Genomic DNA, 15,775 nt, shown 5'->3' on the forward strand with positions numbered 1-15,775 from the left:
CTTCCGTAGGGAATCCGGCGCTCATCCATCGGTCCCAGGGAGGATGACCCCCACAGGACCGAGCCATGCGCCCTCTCCTCTTCAGCGCCCTTCTCCTGCTCTCCGGGCATGCCCAGGCCAGCGAATGGAACGACAGCCGGGCCGTGGACAAGCTATTCGGAGCGGCCGGTGTGAAAGGCACCTTCGTCCTTTACGATGTGCAGCGGCAGCGCTATGTCGGCCATGACCGGGAGCGCGCGGAAACCCGCTTCGTTCCCGCTTCCACCTACAAGGTGGCGAACAGCCTGATCGGCTTATCCACAGGGGCGGTTAGATCCGCCGACGAGGTTCTTCCCTATGGCGGCAAACCCCAGCGCTTCAAGGCCTGGGAGCACGACATGAGCCTGCGCGACGCGATCAAGGCATCGAACGTACCGGTCTACCAGGAACTGGCGCGGCGCATCGGCCTGGAGCGGATGCGCGCCAATGTCTCGCGCCTGGGTTACGGCAACGCGGAAATCGGCCAGGTTGTGGATAACTTCTGGTTGGTGGGACCGCTGAAGATCAGCGCGATGGAACAGACCCGCTTTCTGCTCCGACTGGCGCAGGGAGAATTGCCATTCCCCGCCCCGGTGCAGTCCACCGTGCGCGCCATGACCCTGCTGGAAAGCGGCCCGGGCTGGGAGCTGCACGGCAAGACCGGCTGGTGCTTCGACTGCACGCCGGAACTCGGCTGGTGGGTGGGCTGGGTGAAGCGCAACGAGCGGCTCTACGGCTTCGCCCTGAACATCGACATGCCCGGCGGCGAGGCCGACATCGGCAAGCGCGTCGAACTGGGCAAGGCCAGTCTCAAGGCTCTCGGGATACTGCCCTGACGCTCTGCCGCCTCAGTCGCCGACCTTTTTCTGCCGGGACTGCCGCCACTCGTCGAGGCGAATCACCTCGGCGCTATGCACCGGCGGGTTGTCGACCTCGGCGGCCGCCTCGAAGCGATGCGGGGCCAATTCGATGGCGCCGAGGTGATAGCCATACATGACGATGCGCCCGGCGTAGCGTTCCTCGCCGCTGACGGTGAATTCGAAACCGAACTCGCGGCTCAGCCGCCACTGCCCACGGTGGTCACGGGCCAGGCGCAGGCGCCGGCGCGCGACATTCTCGTCGAGCAGTTCCACGCCCTGCTTGGCGCAATGCTGCTTGGCCAGCAGTAACGCCCGCTCGCGCACGCCATGGGCGCGCCACCACCAGGCTGCGGCGGCGCCCAACAGGAGCATGACGAAAAGGTTACCCAGGGTCACGAGCGGAATCCGGTGTAGGGGGACGGCCAGCTTACCCGTTCTCCCGGCAGGCAGCGAGTGGGGGGTGTTTTCGCCATGTGAATTAGCCCCCATACTGCGCCGACTCAGCTGTAGGAAGTCGTCTCATGCCACGTACGCCCCACCTGCTCGCCATCCAGTCCCATGTGGTCTTCGGCCACGCCGGCAATGCCGCGGCGGTGTTCCCGATGCAGCGCATCGGAATCAGCGTCTGGCCGTTGAACACGGTGCAATTCTCCAACCACACCCAGTACGGTCAATGGACCGGGCAGGTGCTGCCGCCGGAGCAGATTCCGGCTCTGGTGGACGGTATTGCCGGCATCGGCGAACTGGGCAACTGCGACGCAGTGCTGTCCGGCTATCTCGGCAGCGCCGCCCAGGGCCGCGCCATTCTCGACGTGGTGGCACGGATCAAACAGGCCAATCCTCGGGCGTTGTACCTCTGCGACCCGGTCATGGGCCACCCGGAAAAAGGCTGCATCGTGGCCCCGGAAGTCAGCGACTTCCTGCTGGAAAAAGCCGCCGCGGTCGCCGACTACCTGTGCCCCAACCAGTTGGAGCTGGACAGCTTCTGCGACCGCCAGCCGAACTCCCTCGCCGACTGCGTGGAAATGGCACGGAGCCTGCTGGCACGCGGTCCCAGGGCAATCCTGGTAAAGCACCTGAACTATCCGGGCAAGGCCGGCGACACCTTCGAGATGCTACTGGTGGCCGCCGACCAGGTCTGGCACCTGCAACGCCCGCTGCTGGCCTTCCCGCGGCAACCGGTCGGGGTCGGTGACCTGGCCTCGGGGCTGTTCCTCTCTCGCCTGCTGCTCGGCGACGACTTGCGTAACGCCTTCGAATTCACCGGCGCCGCGGTCCATGAAGTGCTGCTGGAAACCCAGGCCTGCGGCAGCTACGAGCTGGAGCTGGTGCGGGCGCAGGATCGGATCGCACATCCAAGGGTTCGTTTCGACGCAGTGCGCCTTTAGTCTCCGCCCCAGTGGGTGAAAATCATCCACAGGCAGCTCAAAGAACGTATTTCCCCAGCATCAACCCACCGACCACCATCACCGCCATCAGCACGAAAGCCATGCCCAGGCGCCGCTCGATCAGGGTCTTCAGGCGAGGGCCGGCCCAGAACAGCAAAGCGCAGGTAGCGGCGAAGCGCAGGCTGCGGGCGACAAGGCTGAGGCCGACGAACAGCCAGAGGTCGAGCTGGGTCACTCCGCTGGTAATGGTGATCACCTTGTACGGCAGCGGCGTGAAGCCGCCGCCCAGCAGCACCATCAGCCAGCCCAGTTCGTTGTAGCGTTCGGCGACCTGTTCGAAGTTCTCCAGCAAGCCGTAGAACGCCAGGATCGGCATGGCCACGCTCTCGAACAGCAGCAAGCCGATGAAATAGCCGGCGATGCCGCCCAGCACCGAGCTGATCGCGCAGATCGTCGCGTAGCGCCAGGCCTTGGCCCGGTTGGCCAGGACCATCGGCACCAGCAAGGCGTCCGGCGGAATCGGGAAGAACGAGCTTTCGGCGAAGGTCACCCCGCCCAGGGCCAGCTCCGCGCGAGGATGGCCGGCCAGGCGCAGGGTCCAGTCGTAGAGACGGCGCAACATGTCAGGCCGACTGCGGCAGCGGTGCGTCGGCGCCGCGCTCGTCACGGTCGAGTCCCAGGCGATGGACCATGCCGCAGGCGATCTCGCGCTCACCCATGATCACCAGGTTGGCGCCGTTCTGCTCCAGGTAGTCCACCTCGGCGTCGAAATGCGCCCGGGCGACGATGTCCAGCGGCGGGTTCACCGCGCGGGCGTGGCTGGCGATCTGCCCGGCCTCGAAGCCGTTGGGAATGGCGATCAGCAACCAGCGCGCCTCGGCGATGTTGGCCAGTTCCAGCACGCCGGGACTGGCGGCGTTGCCGAGGACCACGCTGTAGCCCTGTTCGCGCAGTTCGTCGGCCTTGTCGCGCTTGTCCACCACCACCACGAAAGGCGTCCCGGCGGCGCGCAGGCGAGCGCTGACCAACCCGCCAACCCGGCCATGACCGATCAGCACCGCATGCTCGCGCTCCAGGATCGGCGGCGGCAGGTCCTGCGCCGGCATCTCGCGGACTCCGCCAGCGGCCTCCGCCAGGCGCTGCTCCTTGCGTTGCTGCAGGCGATCGATGGCGATGAACAGCAGCGGGTTGACCAGGATCGACAGGATCGCCCCGGCCAGCACCAGGTCGCGGCTCTGCTCCGGCACCAGTTCGAGGCCAATGCCCAGGCCGATGAGAATGAAAGAAAACTCGCCGATCTGCGCCAGGCTGGCGGCGATCACCAGTGCGGTGCTGTTCGGATGGCCGAAGGCGCGGACGATCAGGTAGGCGGCCACCGACTTGCCGAAGACGATGACCAGGAAGGTGGCCAGGACCGTCAGCGGCTCCTGCAACAGGATCATCGGATTGAACAGCATCCCCACCGAGACGAAGAACAGCACCGCGAAAGCGTCGCGCAGCGGCAACGAGTTCTCCGCCGCCTCGTGGCTGAGTTCGGACTCGTTGAGGATCATCCCGGCGAAGAAGGCGCCTAGCGCGAAGGACACCCCGAACAGCACCGCCGAGCCATAGGCGATGCCCAGGGCGATGGCCAGCACGGCCAGGGTGAAGAGTTCCCGCGAACCGCTGGCGGCGATCCTCTCCAGCACCCAGGGCACCACCCGGCGACCGCCGAAGATCATCAGGGCGACGAAGGCGGCGACCTTGCCCAGGGTAATCAGCAGCGGCCAGAGCAGACCGGCGTCGCCGCCGTCGGTCTTGCCGCCGAGGGTGCCGGCGAGCGCCGGCAGGAGCACCAGGGTCAGGACCATCGCCAGGTCCTCGACGATCAGCCAGCCGATGGCGATCCTGCCACGCTTGGTGTCCAGCAACTGGCGCTGCTCCAGGGCGCGCAACAGCACCACGGTACTGGCCACCGACAGGCTCAGGCCGAATACCAGGCCGCCGCCGAAGCTCCAGCCGAGCAGCTTGGCCAGGCCGATGCCAAGCAGCGTGGCGACGCCGATCTGCACCAGCGCCCCGGGAATGGCGATGGCCTTCACCGAGAGCAGGTCCTTGAGCGAGAAGTGCAGGCCGACGCCGAACATCAGCAGGATCACGCCGAGTTCGGCGATTTCCTGCGACAGCGCCTGGTCGGCGACATAACCGGGAGTGAACGGCCCGGCCAGAACACCTGCGAGCAAGTAGCCGACCAGCGGCGAAATGCGCAGGCGATTGGCCAGGGCCCCGAAGAGGAAGGCGAGGACGAACCCCGCGGCGAGTGTGGTGAGTAACGGCGTATGGTGCATCAGGACTCCCGGCAACACGGGGAACGCCTCCTCCGCGGCCTGGCCGGCGGACGACGACGTTCGAAATGGATCACGGACCCGCGCCCGTGACGGCAAGGCGGAAAGGCTTTCCGCCAACGGAGCCGGGCAGAGCGACCGGCCCATGACATTCGAGCGACCCGACGGCGGCTATGGTTCCTGGAGAAACCCGGCGCGATACCGACAGGTTAACCCGTTGACGTTGCTGGAGTTTTAACAGGCACGCCGGTTTCTTATCAAGAAATGTCAGGAATGGACGCCAGCAGCGGCAAACTTCTGCGTTTTCTTATGAAAAGCTGCGAAAATTCGCGAAACGGCATCAGGTCCGAAGCGGGCTCGACCGGACACCGGCAGCCTTCTTCAACCGTCTTCGCGAATCGCCTGGTAGCGGGCCTCCAGCTCCGCGCGCAGCTGGCGGCGTTGCTGGGCCTGGGCGAAGCGGCGCTTCTGCTCGGCGGTTTCCAGCTCCAGCGGGCGGACGGCCACCGGCTTGCGCTCGTCATCCAAGGCGACCATGGTGAAGAAACAGCTGTTGGTATGACGCACGGACTGCTCGCGGATGTTTTCGGTGATGACCTTGACGCCGATCTCCATGGAAGTCCGCCCGGTGTAGTTGACCGAAGCGAGGAAGGTCACCAGTTCGCCGACATGCACCGGCTCGCGGAAGATCACCTGATCCACCGACAGGGTCACCACGTAGCGACCGGCATAGCGACTGGCGCATGCATAGGCGACTTCGTCGAGATACTTCAGGAGGGTACCGCCATGGACATTGCCGGAGAAATTGGCCATGTCCGGGGTCATCAGCACGGTCATCGACAGTTGGTTGTTTCCGGGTTGCATAGCGCTTTTTCTCTCATCAGGACGGGCGGGGGACACCATAGACGCAAACGAAGACGGCAGCGGCCACAAATTTTCAATCGTCATGATCGAAATCGCGCCGGGTCGTGCAGACATCCGCGGGCTTTTCTAGACTGGCCCTTTTCCACCGGGAATCGCGCCAATGCCTGCCGCCATTCGCATCCTTCTCCTGGCCCTGGCCGTGCTTGCCGGCATCGGTGCCGCTGCCATCCAGGCCGAGGATACGCCCTGCGCCACCGCCGCGGAATGCAACACGCGCGGCACCCAGGCTTATCGACAGGGGAGTTATCCACAGGCGCTGGACGCCTTCGCCTGGCAATTGCGCCTGGCCGAGCGCCAGGAACAGGGCGGAGCCGACTCGGAACAGGCGCTGAACAATCTCGCGCTGACCAGCCTCAAGGCCGGGCAACCGGGACACGCCCGCGCCTGGATGAACCTGGCGCTGGATCGCGGCTACAGCGGCAAGGCCACGCGCTACAACCTGGAACAGATTGCCCTGAAAGTCGACTATCCGTCCCTCCAGGGCCTCGCCGGGCACTACCTGCGCTACGCCGGGCAGGCCGAATGGGAAAGCCTGCAGATCGAACCGGTGAAGGGCGGCTACCAGGCGAGCTTCGCCCTGATGCGCATCGGCAATCCGGAGAAACTGATGGAATATGGGCCCGCGGCAGTCGGCGAGTTGTCCGGTCGGCTGGAGGGGCAAGGCGCCCTCTACCGACTGCGCAGCGAAGGCCTGGGCGCCGGCTGCAGCCTGCTGGTATGGCAGGAAGGCATCGACCTGCGAGTGGTGGAGAGCCTTGGCGGGGACTGCCAGGGTTACGGCGGCATGGGCATCGCCGCCGCCGGTAACTGGGTGAAGATATCCAGTCAGGCCAGGGACGACTGAAACTTTTCCACAGGCCGCTCCAGCGGAGCGACCCGTGGAAAATCCACTCAGCGGCCAGCGGACAGGCCGAAGTCCACCGCCAGGTCGGCACCCGTGATCGCTTCGGCCTGAGGGCCGCAGAGATACCAGACCAGCTCGGCGACTTCTTCCGGGCGGATGAAGCGTGCCGCCTTGCCCTGTGGATAATCCTTCAGCAGCGCGCGCTTGTAGCCATCCGGATTGCCCATCCCATAGCGTTCGGCCTGGTAGTCGAGCATCGGTGTGGCGATATCCGCCGGCGACACGGCGTTGACCCGCACGCCCTGCTCGGCCAGTTCCAGCGCGAGGGTCTTGCTCAGCATGGTCAGCGCCGCCTTGCTCGCGCAATACGCCGCCGAACCCCGGTAGGCCTGGCGTCCGGAGTCGCTGGAGATGTTGACGATGCTGCCCTGGTTTTCCTTCAGGTAGGGAATCGCGGCCTGGCACATGTAGAAGGAGGCCTTGAGGTTGACTCCCAGGACCAGGTCGAAATCCTCCTCGGTGAAGTTTTCCACAGGCCCCTCGCGCCAGACGCCCGCGGCATTCACCAGGGCGTCGAGACGTCCGGTACGGGCGAGAATCTTCGACATCAGGGTATGGCAGTTATCCGCGCTGCGCAGGTCGGCGACCCCGCTGGCGTCCAACGGCACCTGCGCGTTCAGCGCGTGCAGGCCCTCCTTATCCACATCCGTGGCGGCGATGCGCCAATGACTCTGGGCGAAACGCTTGGCGATTGCCCGGCCCAAGCCGCCGGCTGCACCAGTGATAAGAACGACGGGCGTGCTCATCTGCTTTTCCTTACTCCTGTGCCGCGTGGAAAACACCGACGGCCAATCGGCCGCCCGCTTCAATGACTGACCGGCAACGCCGGCAGCCGTTCATTCAGGCCTGGTTGAGATACCAGCGCCAGTCCTGCTCGCCGACCTCGCCCATGAAGGCACGGTATTCGGCCTGCTTGATCGCCAGGTAGATCTTCAGGAAATCCTCGCCGAGCGCCTCGCGCGCCCAGGCCGAGCCCTCCAGCGCGCGCAGCGCGGTCAGCCAGTCGCTCGGCAACGCCTGGGTGGCTTGAGCGTAGCCGTTGCCAGTGATCGGCGCACCGGGGTCGAGTCGCTCGCGAATACCCAGGCGCACCGCCGCGAGCAACGCCGCCGCCGCCAGGTAGGGATTGGCGTCGGCGCCGCAGATGCGGTGCTCGATGTGCCGGCTGGACGGCGGGCCGCCGGGAACCCGCAGCGACACGGTGCGGTTGTTGATTCCCCAGGTCGGCGCCAGCGGCGCGTAGCTGTTCGCCTGGAAGCGGCGGAACGAGTTGGCGTTCGGACAGAACAGCGCCAAAGACTCCAGCAGGCACGCCTTCATTCCACCGATGGCCTGGCGCAGCAGCGGGGTCCCGGCCGGGTCCTCGCTGGCGAACAGATTGTTGCCAGCGGCGTCGGCCAGGCTGACGTGCAGGTGCAGGCCGTTGCCGGATAGATCGGCGAACGGCTTGGCCATAAAGCAGGCCTGCAACCCATGGCGATTCGCCACACCCTTGACCAGGCGCTTGTAGCGCACGCCTTCGTCGATCGCCTGGAGCGCGTCGAAGCGGTGCTGCAGGGTAATCTCCACCTGCCCCGGCGCGTACTCCGAGATCGCCGTGCGCGCCGGCAGGCCCTGGGCCTCGCAGGCGGCATACAAGTCATCGAGGAATGGCTGCAACTGCTCCAGCTCGTAGACGCCATAGACCTGGGTCGCCCGCGGCCGCTGGCCATTCATCTGCAACGCCGGCAACGGCCGGCCGTCGCTGTCGCGTTCGCGGTCGAGCAGGTAGAACTCCAGTTCCACCGCCATCACCGGGTGGAAACCCTCCGCCTGCAGGCTGTGGATAACCCGCTGCAGCACATGCCGGGGATCGCCCGCCGCGGCCGGTAGCCCGAACTCGGGATGCATGCTGACCTGCACCTGTCCGGTCGGTGACCGCCGCCAGGGTTGCAGGGTCAGGCTGCCGGGCAGCGGGAAGGTCCAGCAATCGGCATCGCCGACGTCCCAGACCAGGCCGGTCTCCTCGACGTCATCGCCATTGATGGTCAGGCCGAGGATGGTGCTCGGCAGCGGCCGCCCGCTTTCGTAGACCGCCAGCAGCTCGTCGCGATGCAGCAGCTTGCCGCGCGGCACGCCGTTGGCGTCGATCAGGAACAGCTCGATGCTGCGCACCTCGGGGTGTGCGGCGAGGAACTCGCGGGCTTCCCGCGGATCGGCGAAATGCATCTCAGGCCTCCCGCGCGCCGGGTATGGCGAGCAGCTCGCCGAGCGCCTCGTCGAGGCTGGAGAGCAGGCGGCCGACGTCTTCTTCGCGAGTGTCCGGGCAACACAGGGTCATGTTGTGGAACGGCGTGATGAGGATGCCGCGGTTGATCAGATACAGGTGCAAGGCCATCTGCAGGCTGTCGTGGAACGCCGCCTCGGCGGCCGCGCCGTCGCGTGGGGATTGCGGGCAGAACTGGAACTCGCTGCGCGCACCGAGCTCGGTCACCGACCAGGCCAGGCCGTGCTTGTGGATAATCCTGCGGAAGCCCTCGGCCAGACGCGCCGCCAGGGGCAGCATGTGGGCGTAGGCGGCATCGGTCATCACTTCTTCCAGGTTGGCGCGCATACAGCGCATCGCCAGGGCGTTGGCCGACAGCGTGGTACCCATGCCGCTGTGGCCGTGGCCTTCGCTCTGCTCGCTGGCGCGTGTCCTGGCCAGTTGCATGGCGCTGGCCATCGCCGCGCTGCAACCATACACCGAGCACGGTACGCCGCCGGCGATCGGCTTGCCGAGGGTGATGAAGTCCGGCTCGAGTTTCCAGGCGCGGGTACAGCCGCCTGGTCCGGTGGAGATGGTGTGGGTCTCGTCGATGATCAGCAGCGTGCCGTGACGACGGGTCAGCTCGCGCAGCTTCTGGTGGAAGCCGGGTTGCGGCAGGACCATGCCGATGTTGGTCATCGCCGGCTCGCAGAGCACGGCGGCCACGTCTTCGCTGGCCAGCGCCCGCTCCAGGGCCTGGAGGTCGTTGAACGGCACCGCGCGGCTGAACTGGGTGAGGTCGTGGGCCTGGCCGAGCAGGCCGGAGCGATGCACGGTGCGGCTGTCGCGGCAGCGAACCAGGGTGTCGTCGACCGTGCCGTGGTAGCAACCGTCGAATACCAGCACCACCTTGCGACCGGTGATCGCACGCGCCCAGCGCAGGACGAAGCGGTTGGCGTCGGTGGCGGTGGTCGCTACCTGCCAGAACGGCAGGCCGAAGCGCTGCGCCAGCAGCTCGCCGGCGACGATGGCATCCTCCCCCGGAAGCATGGTGGTCAGGCCGTTCGCGCCCTGCTCGGCGAGTGCCCGGGCGATCGGCGCCGGAGAATGACCGAACATGCTGCCGGTGTCGCCCAGGCAGAAGTCCACGTAGACGTGGCCATCCACATCATGGAAACGCGCGCCGTGGGCACGCTCCACGAACAGCGGACAGGGTGTCGACCAATCGCTCATCCAGTGCATCGGCACGCCGTCGAACAACGCACGCCGGGCTCGCTCGGCGAGCGCGACGGACTGTGGATTTTGCGCAAGGAAACGTTGCTGCTCGCGGGCCATGAAGGTTTCCACGGCGGCTTCGGCGATGCCACTGGCGGTCATTTCGAACACCTCGTTTTTTATTTCGCACAACTTTCATTTGTGATCACAAAAAAGTCAATACAGTATTTGAAAGCACTGATAATCTGTTTTCCATGTCAATTTTGTGATCACAAAAATGAACGATTTTCCGAAGTGGACAGGCCAGGTCGCGCTCATCAGCGGCGCCGGCAGCGAACTCGGCATCGGTTTCGCCATTGCCCGGCGGCTGGCCCGCGAAGGCGTGCGCCTGCTGATCACCGCCAGCAGCGAGCGGATTAGGCAACGAGCGGAGGAACTGAGCGCATGTGGTCACGACGTGCGCGCCGCGAGCGCCGACCTGACCGACGAAGCCCAGGTGCAGGGCCTGCTGGACTGGGCCGAAGCCCAGTGGGGACGGGTCGACATCCTGGTGAACAATGCCGGCATGGCCCAGTTGAACAGCGCGGAACCCTTCAGCGCAGTGGAAGCGACCTCGCTGCGGGATTGGCAACTGTCCCTCTCGCGCAACCTGACCAGCGCTTTCCTGCTCACCCGCGGCCTGCTGCCGGGCATGCGCGAGCGCGGCTACGGGCGGATCGTCAACGTCGCCTCCACCACCGGAACCCGCGGCAGCAACCCGGGCGAAGCCGCGTATAGCGCGGCCAAGGCCGGTCTGGTCGGCTGGAGCATGGCCCTGGCGCTGGAGGTGGCGAAGAGCGGCATCACGGTGAACAGCGTCGCGCCGGGCTGGATCGCCACCGGCTCGAGCACCGCCGAAGAACGCCAGGCCGCCCTGGCCAGCCCCAGCGGACGTGCCGGCCGGCCCGAAGAGGTGGCCGCCGCGGTGGCCTTCCTCGCCTCGCCCGAAGCCAGCTTCGTCAACGGCGAACTGCTGGTGGTGGACGGCGGCAACTGCCTGATCGAAAACAAACGGAGCTGAACATGCGCAACTGCAACCTGACGCTTTCCCAGCTTCCGGCACCACCGGCGACCCGGAGCTGACCATGGCCGAGAATCTCCAGGAACGACTCTACCAACGACTGCGGGAAGACTTGCTGGCCGGACGTTTCCAGCCCGGCGAGCGACTGAAGATCCGCGACCTGGCGAACCAGTGGGGCACCAGCCCGATGCCGGTTCGCGCCGCCCTGCAACGGCTGGTGGCGGAAGGGGCGCTGGAGGGCGAGGCACAACGCTCGCTCAGGGTGCCGCTGATGACCCGCGAACGTTTCCTGCAGATCCTCCAGGTGCGCCTGTCCCTCGAAGGGCTGGCGGCCGAAAGCGCCAGCGGCCGGCTGGACGAGCAGGCACTGGAAGGACTCGAAGGTTGTCTGCGGCGAATGGAGGACGCCTTGCGCCGACGCGAGGTACAGGCCTACCTGGAAGCCAACAGCGAATTCCACCTGACGCTCTACCGCGCCTGCGGCAACCCGGTGCTGCTGCGTCTCATCGAGACGCTCTGGCTACAGGTCGGGCCGTTCTTCAACCGGCTGTTCACCGAGGCCGACCTCTCCCTACGCCTGAACGATTTCCACGAGGACGCCCTGGACGCGCTACGCCGCGGCGACGGCCCGGCCGCGCGCGCGGCGATCGAACAGGACCTGGCCTACTTCGGCCAGTACCTGCTGAACCTCCTGGAGCTGGAGGCCCGGCCACGAAAGCGGCACCGTTCCGGCGAGCACGCCTGACGGGAGATAAGCGCTGCTACTGCGGGCGAATGGTGCGCACATTGTCCTTCTTGATCAGGATGGTGTCGCCATTCAGCTGTTCGAACTCGTAGTAGTCATTGTATTTGTCGTAATCCGACTGATCCTTGACCAGGACCTCGCTGCCATCTTGCAAAGTGACCACCGCCTGGTTGGCGCAACCCGCCAGGCTGGTCAGCAGCAATGCAGCGAACAGAGCTTTGAACTTCATAGAATCTCCACACGGGGCAGCGCACTTGCCTACATCCGGAGCGACAAGTGCGGAATTGCCCTTGTGACCGTGGCAATCGAGGGAAATTCCTTAGCGCAGCGACGCTTTGTCGGAGACGAAGCGCCGACGGCGGCGCGCAGGGCCTCCAGGCAGCCTCGCGCGACGTCGGGAAGTCAGCCGCAAAGGCACGTTGCAGAGCCCTTGCGGCGGTTCAGGTTCAGCTCTCCAGCCAGACGTCGCGAGCCCAGACCCACACCGAATCCCAGCTTTCATCGGTGAGGTCGCCATCGGCCCAGAGCACCACCTCGCCGTCCTCCGCCACGCAGTAGTAGCTGCCGTCGTCCTGGCAAAGCGGGATCAGCTCGCGCGGAACGCCGAGGTCCCAGGCAGTGGCCGCCACTTCGGGCAGGTAGGTGTGCGAGTGCGGATCGGTCACGGTCACCGGCTCCAGGCGGCCGTAGACCACATCGCTGACCAGCAGGAGGAATTCGCGGAATTCGGCGGGAATACCGATCAGCAGCTCTTCCTCGATTTCCACCAGCAGTTCTTCTTCCGGCAGTTCCAGGGGCACCGGAACCGGTTCGTTGAGTTCACGCAGTTTTTCGATGACGTCTTCCACGACAGGCTCTCTCGCAACGGGTGGCGCGCTTTTTATACAGTAGCCGCACCGAGCGCAAGACAAGTGTCGTGGCTGGCCTTCGGCCATGGCGCCGGACGAATGGTCGGTCAACCCGCCAACGGAAATGAAAAACCCCCGCTCCCTGGCGGGAGCGGGGGTTTCGGCGGCCCCCCGAAGGGACCGCAACCACTCGGGATCAGTTCTGCCGGATACCGGCCACCAGCCATGGCTGGTTCTCGCCCTGGGCGCGCTCCATCCGCCAGCTTTCGCTGAAGGCTTCGCCCTGGTCGAAGCGCGAGGTCTTCGACACACCGCTGAAGGTCAGGGTGGCGATGGTCTTGTCGGCCTGGTCGTCGACGCCGTCCAGTTGCACGACCAGATTGTCGATGTAGGTGGACTGGTAGGCGTCGCCGATCTCGGCGCGCTCCTGCTTCAGCCATTGCAACATCTGCGGGGTGACGAACTCGGCGATCTTGTCCATCTCGTTGGCATCCCAATGCTGCTGCAGGGACATGAAGTGTTCGCGAGCGGCACCGACGAAGCGCTCCTCGTTGAACCAGCTCGGCGCGTTGATCACCGGGCTCGGCGCAGCAGTGGCGGCAGCGCCACCGAAGATCGGCGCCTGGGCCGGCATTTCGCGCTGCATCGGCGCGTGCCCGGCCATCGCCGGCTGCCCCTGGTTCTGCTGGCGCCGGCGAGCGGCGATGAAGCGGAAGGCAATGAAGGCCACCAGGGCGATCAACAGGATATCGAGCATCTGGATGCCTTCGAAGCCGTCGCCCATGAACATGGAGGCGAGCAGGCCGCCGGCGGCGATACCGGCCAGCGGGCCGAGCCAGCGCGAAGCACCGCTGGCGGCAGCGGCGGGACGGGCGGCGTTGGGGGCGGCAGCAGTGGCGTTCGGCGCAGTGGCCGGCTGCGCCTGGCGGGTCTGGTGGCTGGGTGCCGAGCCGAGGCTCTTGCCGCCGCCGAAGCGCTTGGCATTGGCATCCAGGCTGACGGTCAGCGCCAGGCAGAAGGCGAGGGCGATGCTGAGAACACGCTGCATTGTAGTCTTTCTCTCTTGGGGGAATCGACGCGCGTCATGTTGCGGCGGTACGGGCGGCAGGACCAGCCGGATTTTGTTTCGGGCTATTGCTCCGCGGCCGCCGTTTTTTCGCCCGCCGCGTCTGGCTCGCGGGTCGGCGCCAGGGTACACCGTCGTTGACGAGGATGACAGGCGCTATCCCGGATCGGCGGACGAACGCCCGCCCGGCGGCTGGAAAGGCGCAGCGCAAAGCCTTGCAGAAAGGTCTGTTACAGTTTTTTTCAGTACCCCGATCAAGCACTTGCCAGTGCTAGTCTGCGGCTCTGCGAGGCTTCCCGGTCGCGCGTTTGCCGACCCATTCCCACTCGAGCGAGGACCGCCGCCATGCATGCCGTCGATTTCATCCAGGACCTCGCCGTGATCATGCTGGTGGCCGGCGTGGTCACCATTCTCTTCCACCGCCTGCGCCAACCGGTGGTCCTCGGCTACATCGTCGCCGGCTTCATCATCGGCCCGCACACCCCGCCCTTCGGGCTGATCCACGACGAAGACACGATCAAGACCCTGGCCGAACTCGGGGTGATCTTCCTGATGTTCTGCCTCGGCCTGGAATTCAGCCTGCGCAAGCTCTTCCAGGTCGGCGCCACGGCGTTCATCGCGGCGTTCCTGGAAATCGTCCTGATGATCTGGATCGGCTTCGAGATCGGTCGCTTCTTCGAGTGGAGCACCATGGACTCGCTGTTCCTCGGCGCGATCCTGGCGATCTCCTCCACCACCATCATCGTCAAGGCGCTCGGCGACCTGAAGATGAAGAACGAGCGCTTCGCCCAACTGATCTTCGGCGTGTTGATCGTCGAGGACATCCTCGGCATCGGCATCATCGCCCTGCTGTCGGGAATCGCCGTGAGCGGTTCGGTGGAAACCGGCGAGGTGTTCTCCACGGTCGGCAAGCTCAGCCTGTTCATGATCGTCGCGCTGGTCGTCGGCATCCTCCTGGTGCCGCGCCTGCTGGCCTACGTGGCGAAGTTCGAGAGCAACGAGATGCTGCTGGTCACCGTGCTCGGCCTGTGCTTCGGCTTCTGCCTGCTGGTGGTGAAGCTGGAGTACAGCATGGTGCTCGGCGCCTTCCTGATCGGCGCGATCATGGCCGAGTCGCGCCAGTTGGTGCAGATCGAACGGCTGATCGAGCCGGTCCGCGACATGTTCAGTGCGATCTTCTTCGTCGCCATCGGCCTGCTGATCGATCCGAAGATCCTCGTCGAGTACGCCTGGCCGATCGCCCTGATCACCGTCGCGGTGGTGCTCGGCAAGATGTTTTCCTGCGGCATGGGCGCGTTCATCGCCGGCAACGATGGACGCACCTCGCTGCGGGTCGGCATGGGCCTGTCGCAGATCGGCGAGTTCTCCTTCATCATCGCCGCCCTGGGCATGACCCTGAAAGTCACCAGCGACTTCCTCTACCCGGTGGCGGTAGCGGTCTCGGCCATCACCACCCTGCTCACCCCGTACCTGATCCGCGCCGCCGATCCGCTCTCGCAGCACCTGGCCAACGCCATGCCGCAGCGCATGGCGAGGATCTTCGGCCACTACGGCGACTGGCTGCGCAGCATCCAGCCGCAGGGCGACCGTGCGGTGCTGGCGGCGATGATCCGGCGCATCCTGCTGCAGGTCGGGGTGAACCTGGCGCTGGTGATCGCGATCTTCCTCGCCGGCGGTTATTTCGCCGATACGCTTTCCGCCTGGATGAGCCAGTGGGTCGCCTACGATGGACTGCACAAGGCATTGATCTGGGGCGGCGCGCTGCTGGTCTCGCTGGCCTTCCTGATCGCCGCGTACCGCAAGCTCAAGGCTCTGTCGATGCTGCTGGCCGAACTCGGGGTCAAGCCGGAGAAAGCCGGACGCCATACGGCGCGGGTACGCCGGGTGATCTCCGAGGTGATCCCGCTGCTGTCGCTGGCAGGCATGATGATGCTGCTGGCTGCGCTCAGCTCGAGCATCCTGCCGCCGGGCGAGTTGCTGATCGTGGTGGCGCTGGTCGCCGGCCTGGTGATCGCAGTGCTCTGGCGCTGGCTGATCCGCGTGCATTCGCGGATGCAGATCGCCCTGATGGAAACCCTAGAGCAGGAAAAGGGCAGCCACTGAGAGCCAAGCAATCCCGGCCTACCGTCGAATCGGCGGATAACCACGCTGCGGTTATTCGCCCTCGCCTACCCAGGTGGTCGATGACAGGCCCTT

Annotated in this window: 16 protein-coding genes; 6 read left to right on the top strand and 10 right to left on the bottom strand. The window is 65.7% G+C overall.

All coding sequences use genetic code 11. From position 1 onward, the window contains the following. The first annotated feature begins 65 nt into the window (after window positions 1-65). Window positions 66-854, top strand: a complete 789-nt coding sequence (locus tag VQ065_RS31490; protein WP_003097028.1) for an OXA-50 family oxacillin-hydrolyzing class D beta-lactamase OXA-488 — start codon at window positions 66-68, stop codon at window positions 852-854. 12 nt (window positions 855-866) lie between these two features. Here VQ065_RS31490 and VQ065_RS31495 read toward each other — a convergent pair whose 3' ends face one another. Further along, on the bottom strand, window positions 867-1,367 hold the full coding sequence (locus VQ065_RS31495; RefSeq protein WP_003121391.1) for a DUF3301 domain-containing protein: 501 nt from the start codon (window positions 1,365-1,367) through the stop codon (window positions 867-869). A 32-nt stretch (window positions 1,368-1,399) separates the two neighbouring features. Here VQ065_RS31495 and pdxY point away from each other — a divergent pair, with 32 nt between their 5' ends. After that, window positions 1,400-2,266, top strand: coding sequence for a pyridoxal kinase PdxY (gene pdxY, locus VQ065_RS31500; protein ID WP_003097032.1), 867 nt, complete (start codon window positions 1,400-1,402; stop codon window positions 2,264-2,266). 37 nt (window positions 2,267-2,303) lie between these two features. Here pdxY and VQ065_RS31505 read toward each other — a convergent pair whose 3' ends face one another. From VQ065_RS31505 to VQ065_RS31515, 3 genes are all read right to left on the bottom strand, one after another. Next, window positions 2,304-2,888 (bottom strand): YqaA family protein, encoded by a 585-nt coding sequence (locus VQ065_RS31505; protein ID WP_003097034.1) that lies wholly within the window; start codon window positions 2,886-2,888, stop codon window positions 2,304-2,306. A 1-nt stretch (window position 2,889) separates the two neighbouring features. Beyond that, a complete protein-coding gene (gene ybaL / locus VQ065_RS31510) occupies window positions 2,890-4,593 on the bottom strand; it encodes a YbaL family putative K(+) efflux transporter (RefSeq protein WP_003099695.1) in 1,704 nt (567 codons plus the stop codon). Between the two features lie 378 nt (window positions 4,594-4,971). Further along, entirely contained in the window at window positions 4,972-5,454 is a 483-nt protein-coding gene (locus tag VQ065_RS31515) for an acyl-CoA thioesterase (protein ID WP_003097040.1), read from the bottom strand. Between the two features lie 160 nt (window positions 5,455-5,614). Here VQ065_RS31515 and VQ065_RS31520 point away from each other — a divergent pair, with 160 nt between their 5' ends. Continuing rightward, window positions 5,615-6,358: a hypothetical protein gene (locus tag VQ065_RS31520; protein WP_003097043.1), complete on the top strand. Its 744-nt coding sequence runs from the start codon at window positions 5,615-5,617 to the stop codon at window positions 6,356-6,358. A gap of 47 nt (window positions 6,359-6,405) precedes the next feature. Here VQ065_RS31520 and VQ065_RS31525 read toward each other — a convergent pair whose 3' ends face one another. From VQ065_RS31525 to VQ065_RS31535, 3 genes are all read right to left on the bottom strand, one after another. Next, on the bottom strand, window positions 6,406-7,164 hold the full coding sequence (locus VQ065_RS31525) for an SDR family NAD(P)-dependent oxidoreductase (RefSeq protein ID WP_003097046.1): 759 nt from the start codon (window positions 7,162-7,164) through the stop codon (window positions 6,406-6,408). 94 nt (window positions 7,165-7,258) lie between these two features. Next, window positions 7,259-8,626 (bottom strand): glutamine synthetase family protein, encoded by a 1,368-nt coding sequence (locus VQ065_RS31530; protein ID WP_003097049.1) that lies wholly within the window; start codon window positions 8,624-8,626, stop codon window positions 7,259-7,261. Window position 8,627: 1 nt separating this feature from the next. Beyond that, window positions 8,628-10,022 carry an aspartate aminotransferase family protein gene (locus VQ065_RS31535; protein ID WP_014604138.1) on the bottom strand — a complete coding sequence of 465 codons (1,395 nt, stop codon included), beginning with the start codon at window positions 10,020-10,022 and terminating at the stop codon, window positions 8,628-8,630. Between the two features lie 115 nt (window positions 10,023-10,137). On the opposite strand from VQ065_RS31535, the gene VQ065_RS31540 reads away from it, so the two are divergent. Both VQ065_RS31540 and VQ065_RS31545 read left to right on the top strand, forming a co-directional pair. Next, complete coding sequence (locus VQ065_RS31540) at window positions 10,138-10,920, top strand: SDR family NAD(P)-dependent oxidoreductase (RefSeq protein WP_014604139.1); 783 nt, start codon at window positions 10,138-10,140, stop codon at window positions 10,918-10,920. A 64-nt stretch (window positions 10,921-10,984) separates the two neighbouring features. Continuing rightward, window positions 10,985-11,665, top strand: coding sequence for a GntR family transcriptional regulator (locus tag VQ065_RS31545; RefSeq protein WP_003097059.1), 681 nt, complete (start codon window positions 10,985-10,987; stop codon window positions 11,663-11,665). A gap of 16 nt (window positions 11,666-11,681) precedes the next feature. Here VQ065_RS31545 and VQ065_RS31550 read toward each other — a convergent pair whose 3' ends face one another. The 3 genes from VQ065_RS31550 to VQ065_RS31560 all read right to left on the bottom strand — a co-directional run bounded on the left by VQ065_RS31550 (window position 11,682) and on the right by VQ065_RS31560 (window position 13,561). Further along, entirely contained in the window at window positions 11,682-11,894 is a 213-nt protein-coding gene (locus VQ065_RS31550; RefSeq protein WP_003097061.1) for a YgdI/YgdR family lipoprotein, read from the bottom strand. 217 nt (window positions 11,895-12,111) lie between these two features. Beyond that, window positions 12,112-12,513, bottom strand: coding sequence for an SMI1/KNR4 family protein (locus VQ065_RS31555; RefSeq protein ID WP_003097064.1), 402 nt, complete (start codon window positions 12,511-12,513; stop codon window positions 12,112-12,114). 196 nt (window positions 12,514-12,709) lie between these two features. Then, a complete protein-coding gene (locus tag VQ065_RS31560; RefSeq protein WP_003097066.1) occupies window positions 12,710-13,561 on the bottom strand; it encodes a Tim44 domain-containing protein in 852 nt (283 codons plus the stop codon). Window positions 13,562-13,924: 363 nt separating this feature from the next. Here VQ065_RS31560 and VQ065_RS31565 point away from each other — a divergent pair, with 363 nt between their 5' ends. Next, window positions 13,925-15,682 (top strand): cation:proton antiporter, encoded by a 1,758-nt coding sequence (locus VQ065_RS31565; protein WP_003097071.1) that lies wholly within the window; start codon window positions 13,925-13,927, stop codon window positions 15,680-15,682. The last annotated feature ends 93 nt before the right edge of the window (window positions 15,683-15,775 follow it).

The sequence above is a fragment of the Pseudomonas sp. KBN10P06128 genome, from assembly GCF_037574945.1.
GTDB classification, from domain to species: Bacteria; Pseudomonadota; Gammaproteobacteria; order Pseudomonadales; family Pseudomonadaceae; genus Pseudomonas; species Pseudomonas aeruginosa.

What these genes read in the sequence shown, in the direction of transcription:
- VQ065_RS31520 (WP_003097043.1), top strand. Translation starts at nt 5,615, where the DNA reads ATGCCTGCCGCCATTCGCATCCTTCTCCTGGCCCTGGCCGTGCTTGCC.
- VQ065_RS31565 (WP_003097071.1), top strand. Translation starts at nt 13,925, where the DNA reads ATGCATGCCGTCGATTTCATCCAGGACCTCGCCGTGATCATGCTGGTG.
- VQ065_RS31540 (WP_014604139.1), top strand. Translation starts at nt 10,138, where the DNA reads ATGAACGATTTTCCGAAGTGGACAGGCCAGGTCGCGCTCATCAGCGGC.
- VQ065_RS31490 (WP_003097028.1), top strand. Translation starts at nt 66, where the DNA reads ATGCGCCCTCTCCTCTTCAGCGCCCTTCTCCTGCTCTCCGGGCATGCC.
- VQ065_RS31495 (WP_003121391.1), bottom strand. Translation starts at nt 1,367, where the DNA reads ATGGGGGCTAATTCACATGGCGAAAACACCCCCCACTCGCTGCCTGCC.
- VQ065_RS31515 (WP_003097040.1), bottom strand. Translation starts at nt 5,454, where the DNA reads ATGCAACCCGGAAACAACCAACTGTCGATGACCGTGCTGATGACCCCG.
- pdxY (WP_003097032.1), top strand. Translation starts at nt 1,400, where the DNA reads ATGCCACGTACGCCCCACCTGCTCGCCATCCAGTCCCATGTGGTCTTC.
- ybaL (WP_003099695.1), bottom strand. Translation starts at nt 4,593, where the DNA reads ATGCACCATACGCCGTTACTCACCACACTCGCCGCGGGGTTCGTCCTC.
- VQ065_RS31545 (WP_003097059.1), top strand. Translation starts at nt 10,985, where the DNA reads ATGGCCGAGAATCTCCAGGAACGACTCTACCAACGACTGCGGGAAGAC.
- VQ065_RS31550 (WP_003097061.1), bottom strand. Translation starts at nt 11,894, where the DNA reads ATGAAGTTCAAAGCTCTGTTCGCTGCATTGCTGCTGACCAGCCTGGCG.
- VQ065_RS31560 (WP_003097066.1), bottom strand. Translation starts at nt 13,561, where the DNA reads ATGCAGCGTGTTCTCAGCATCGCCCTCGCCTTCTGCCTGGCGCTGACC.
- VQ065_RS31525 (WP_003097046.1), bottom strand. Translation starts at nt 7,164, where the DNA reads ATGAGCACGCCCGTCGTTCTTATCACTGGTGCAGCCGGCGGCTTGGGC.
- VQ065_RS31535 (WP_014604138.1), bottom strand. Translation starts at nt 10,022, where the DNA reads ATGACCGCCAGTGGCATCGCCGAAGCCGCCGTGGAAACCTTCATGGCC.
- VQ065_RS31505 (WP_003097034.1), bottom strand. Translation starts at nt 2,888, where the DNA reads ATGTTGCGCCGTCTCTACGACTGGACCCTGCGCCTGGCCGGCCATCCT.
- VQ065_RS31530 (WP_003097049.1), bottom strand. Translation starts at nt 8,626, where the DNA reads ATGCATTTCGCCGATCCGCGGGAAGCCCGCGAGTTCCTCGCCGCACAC.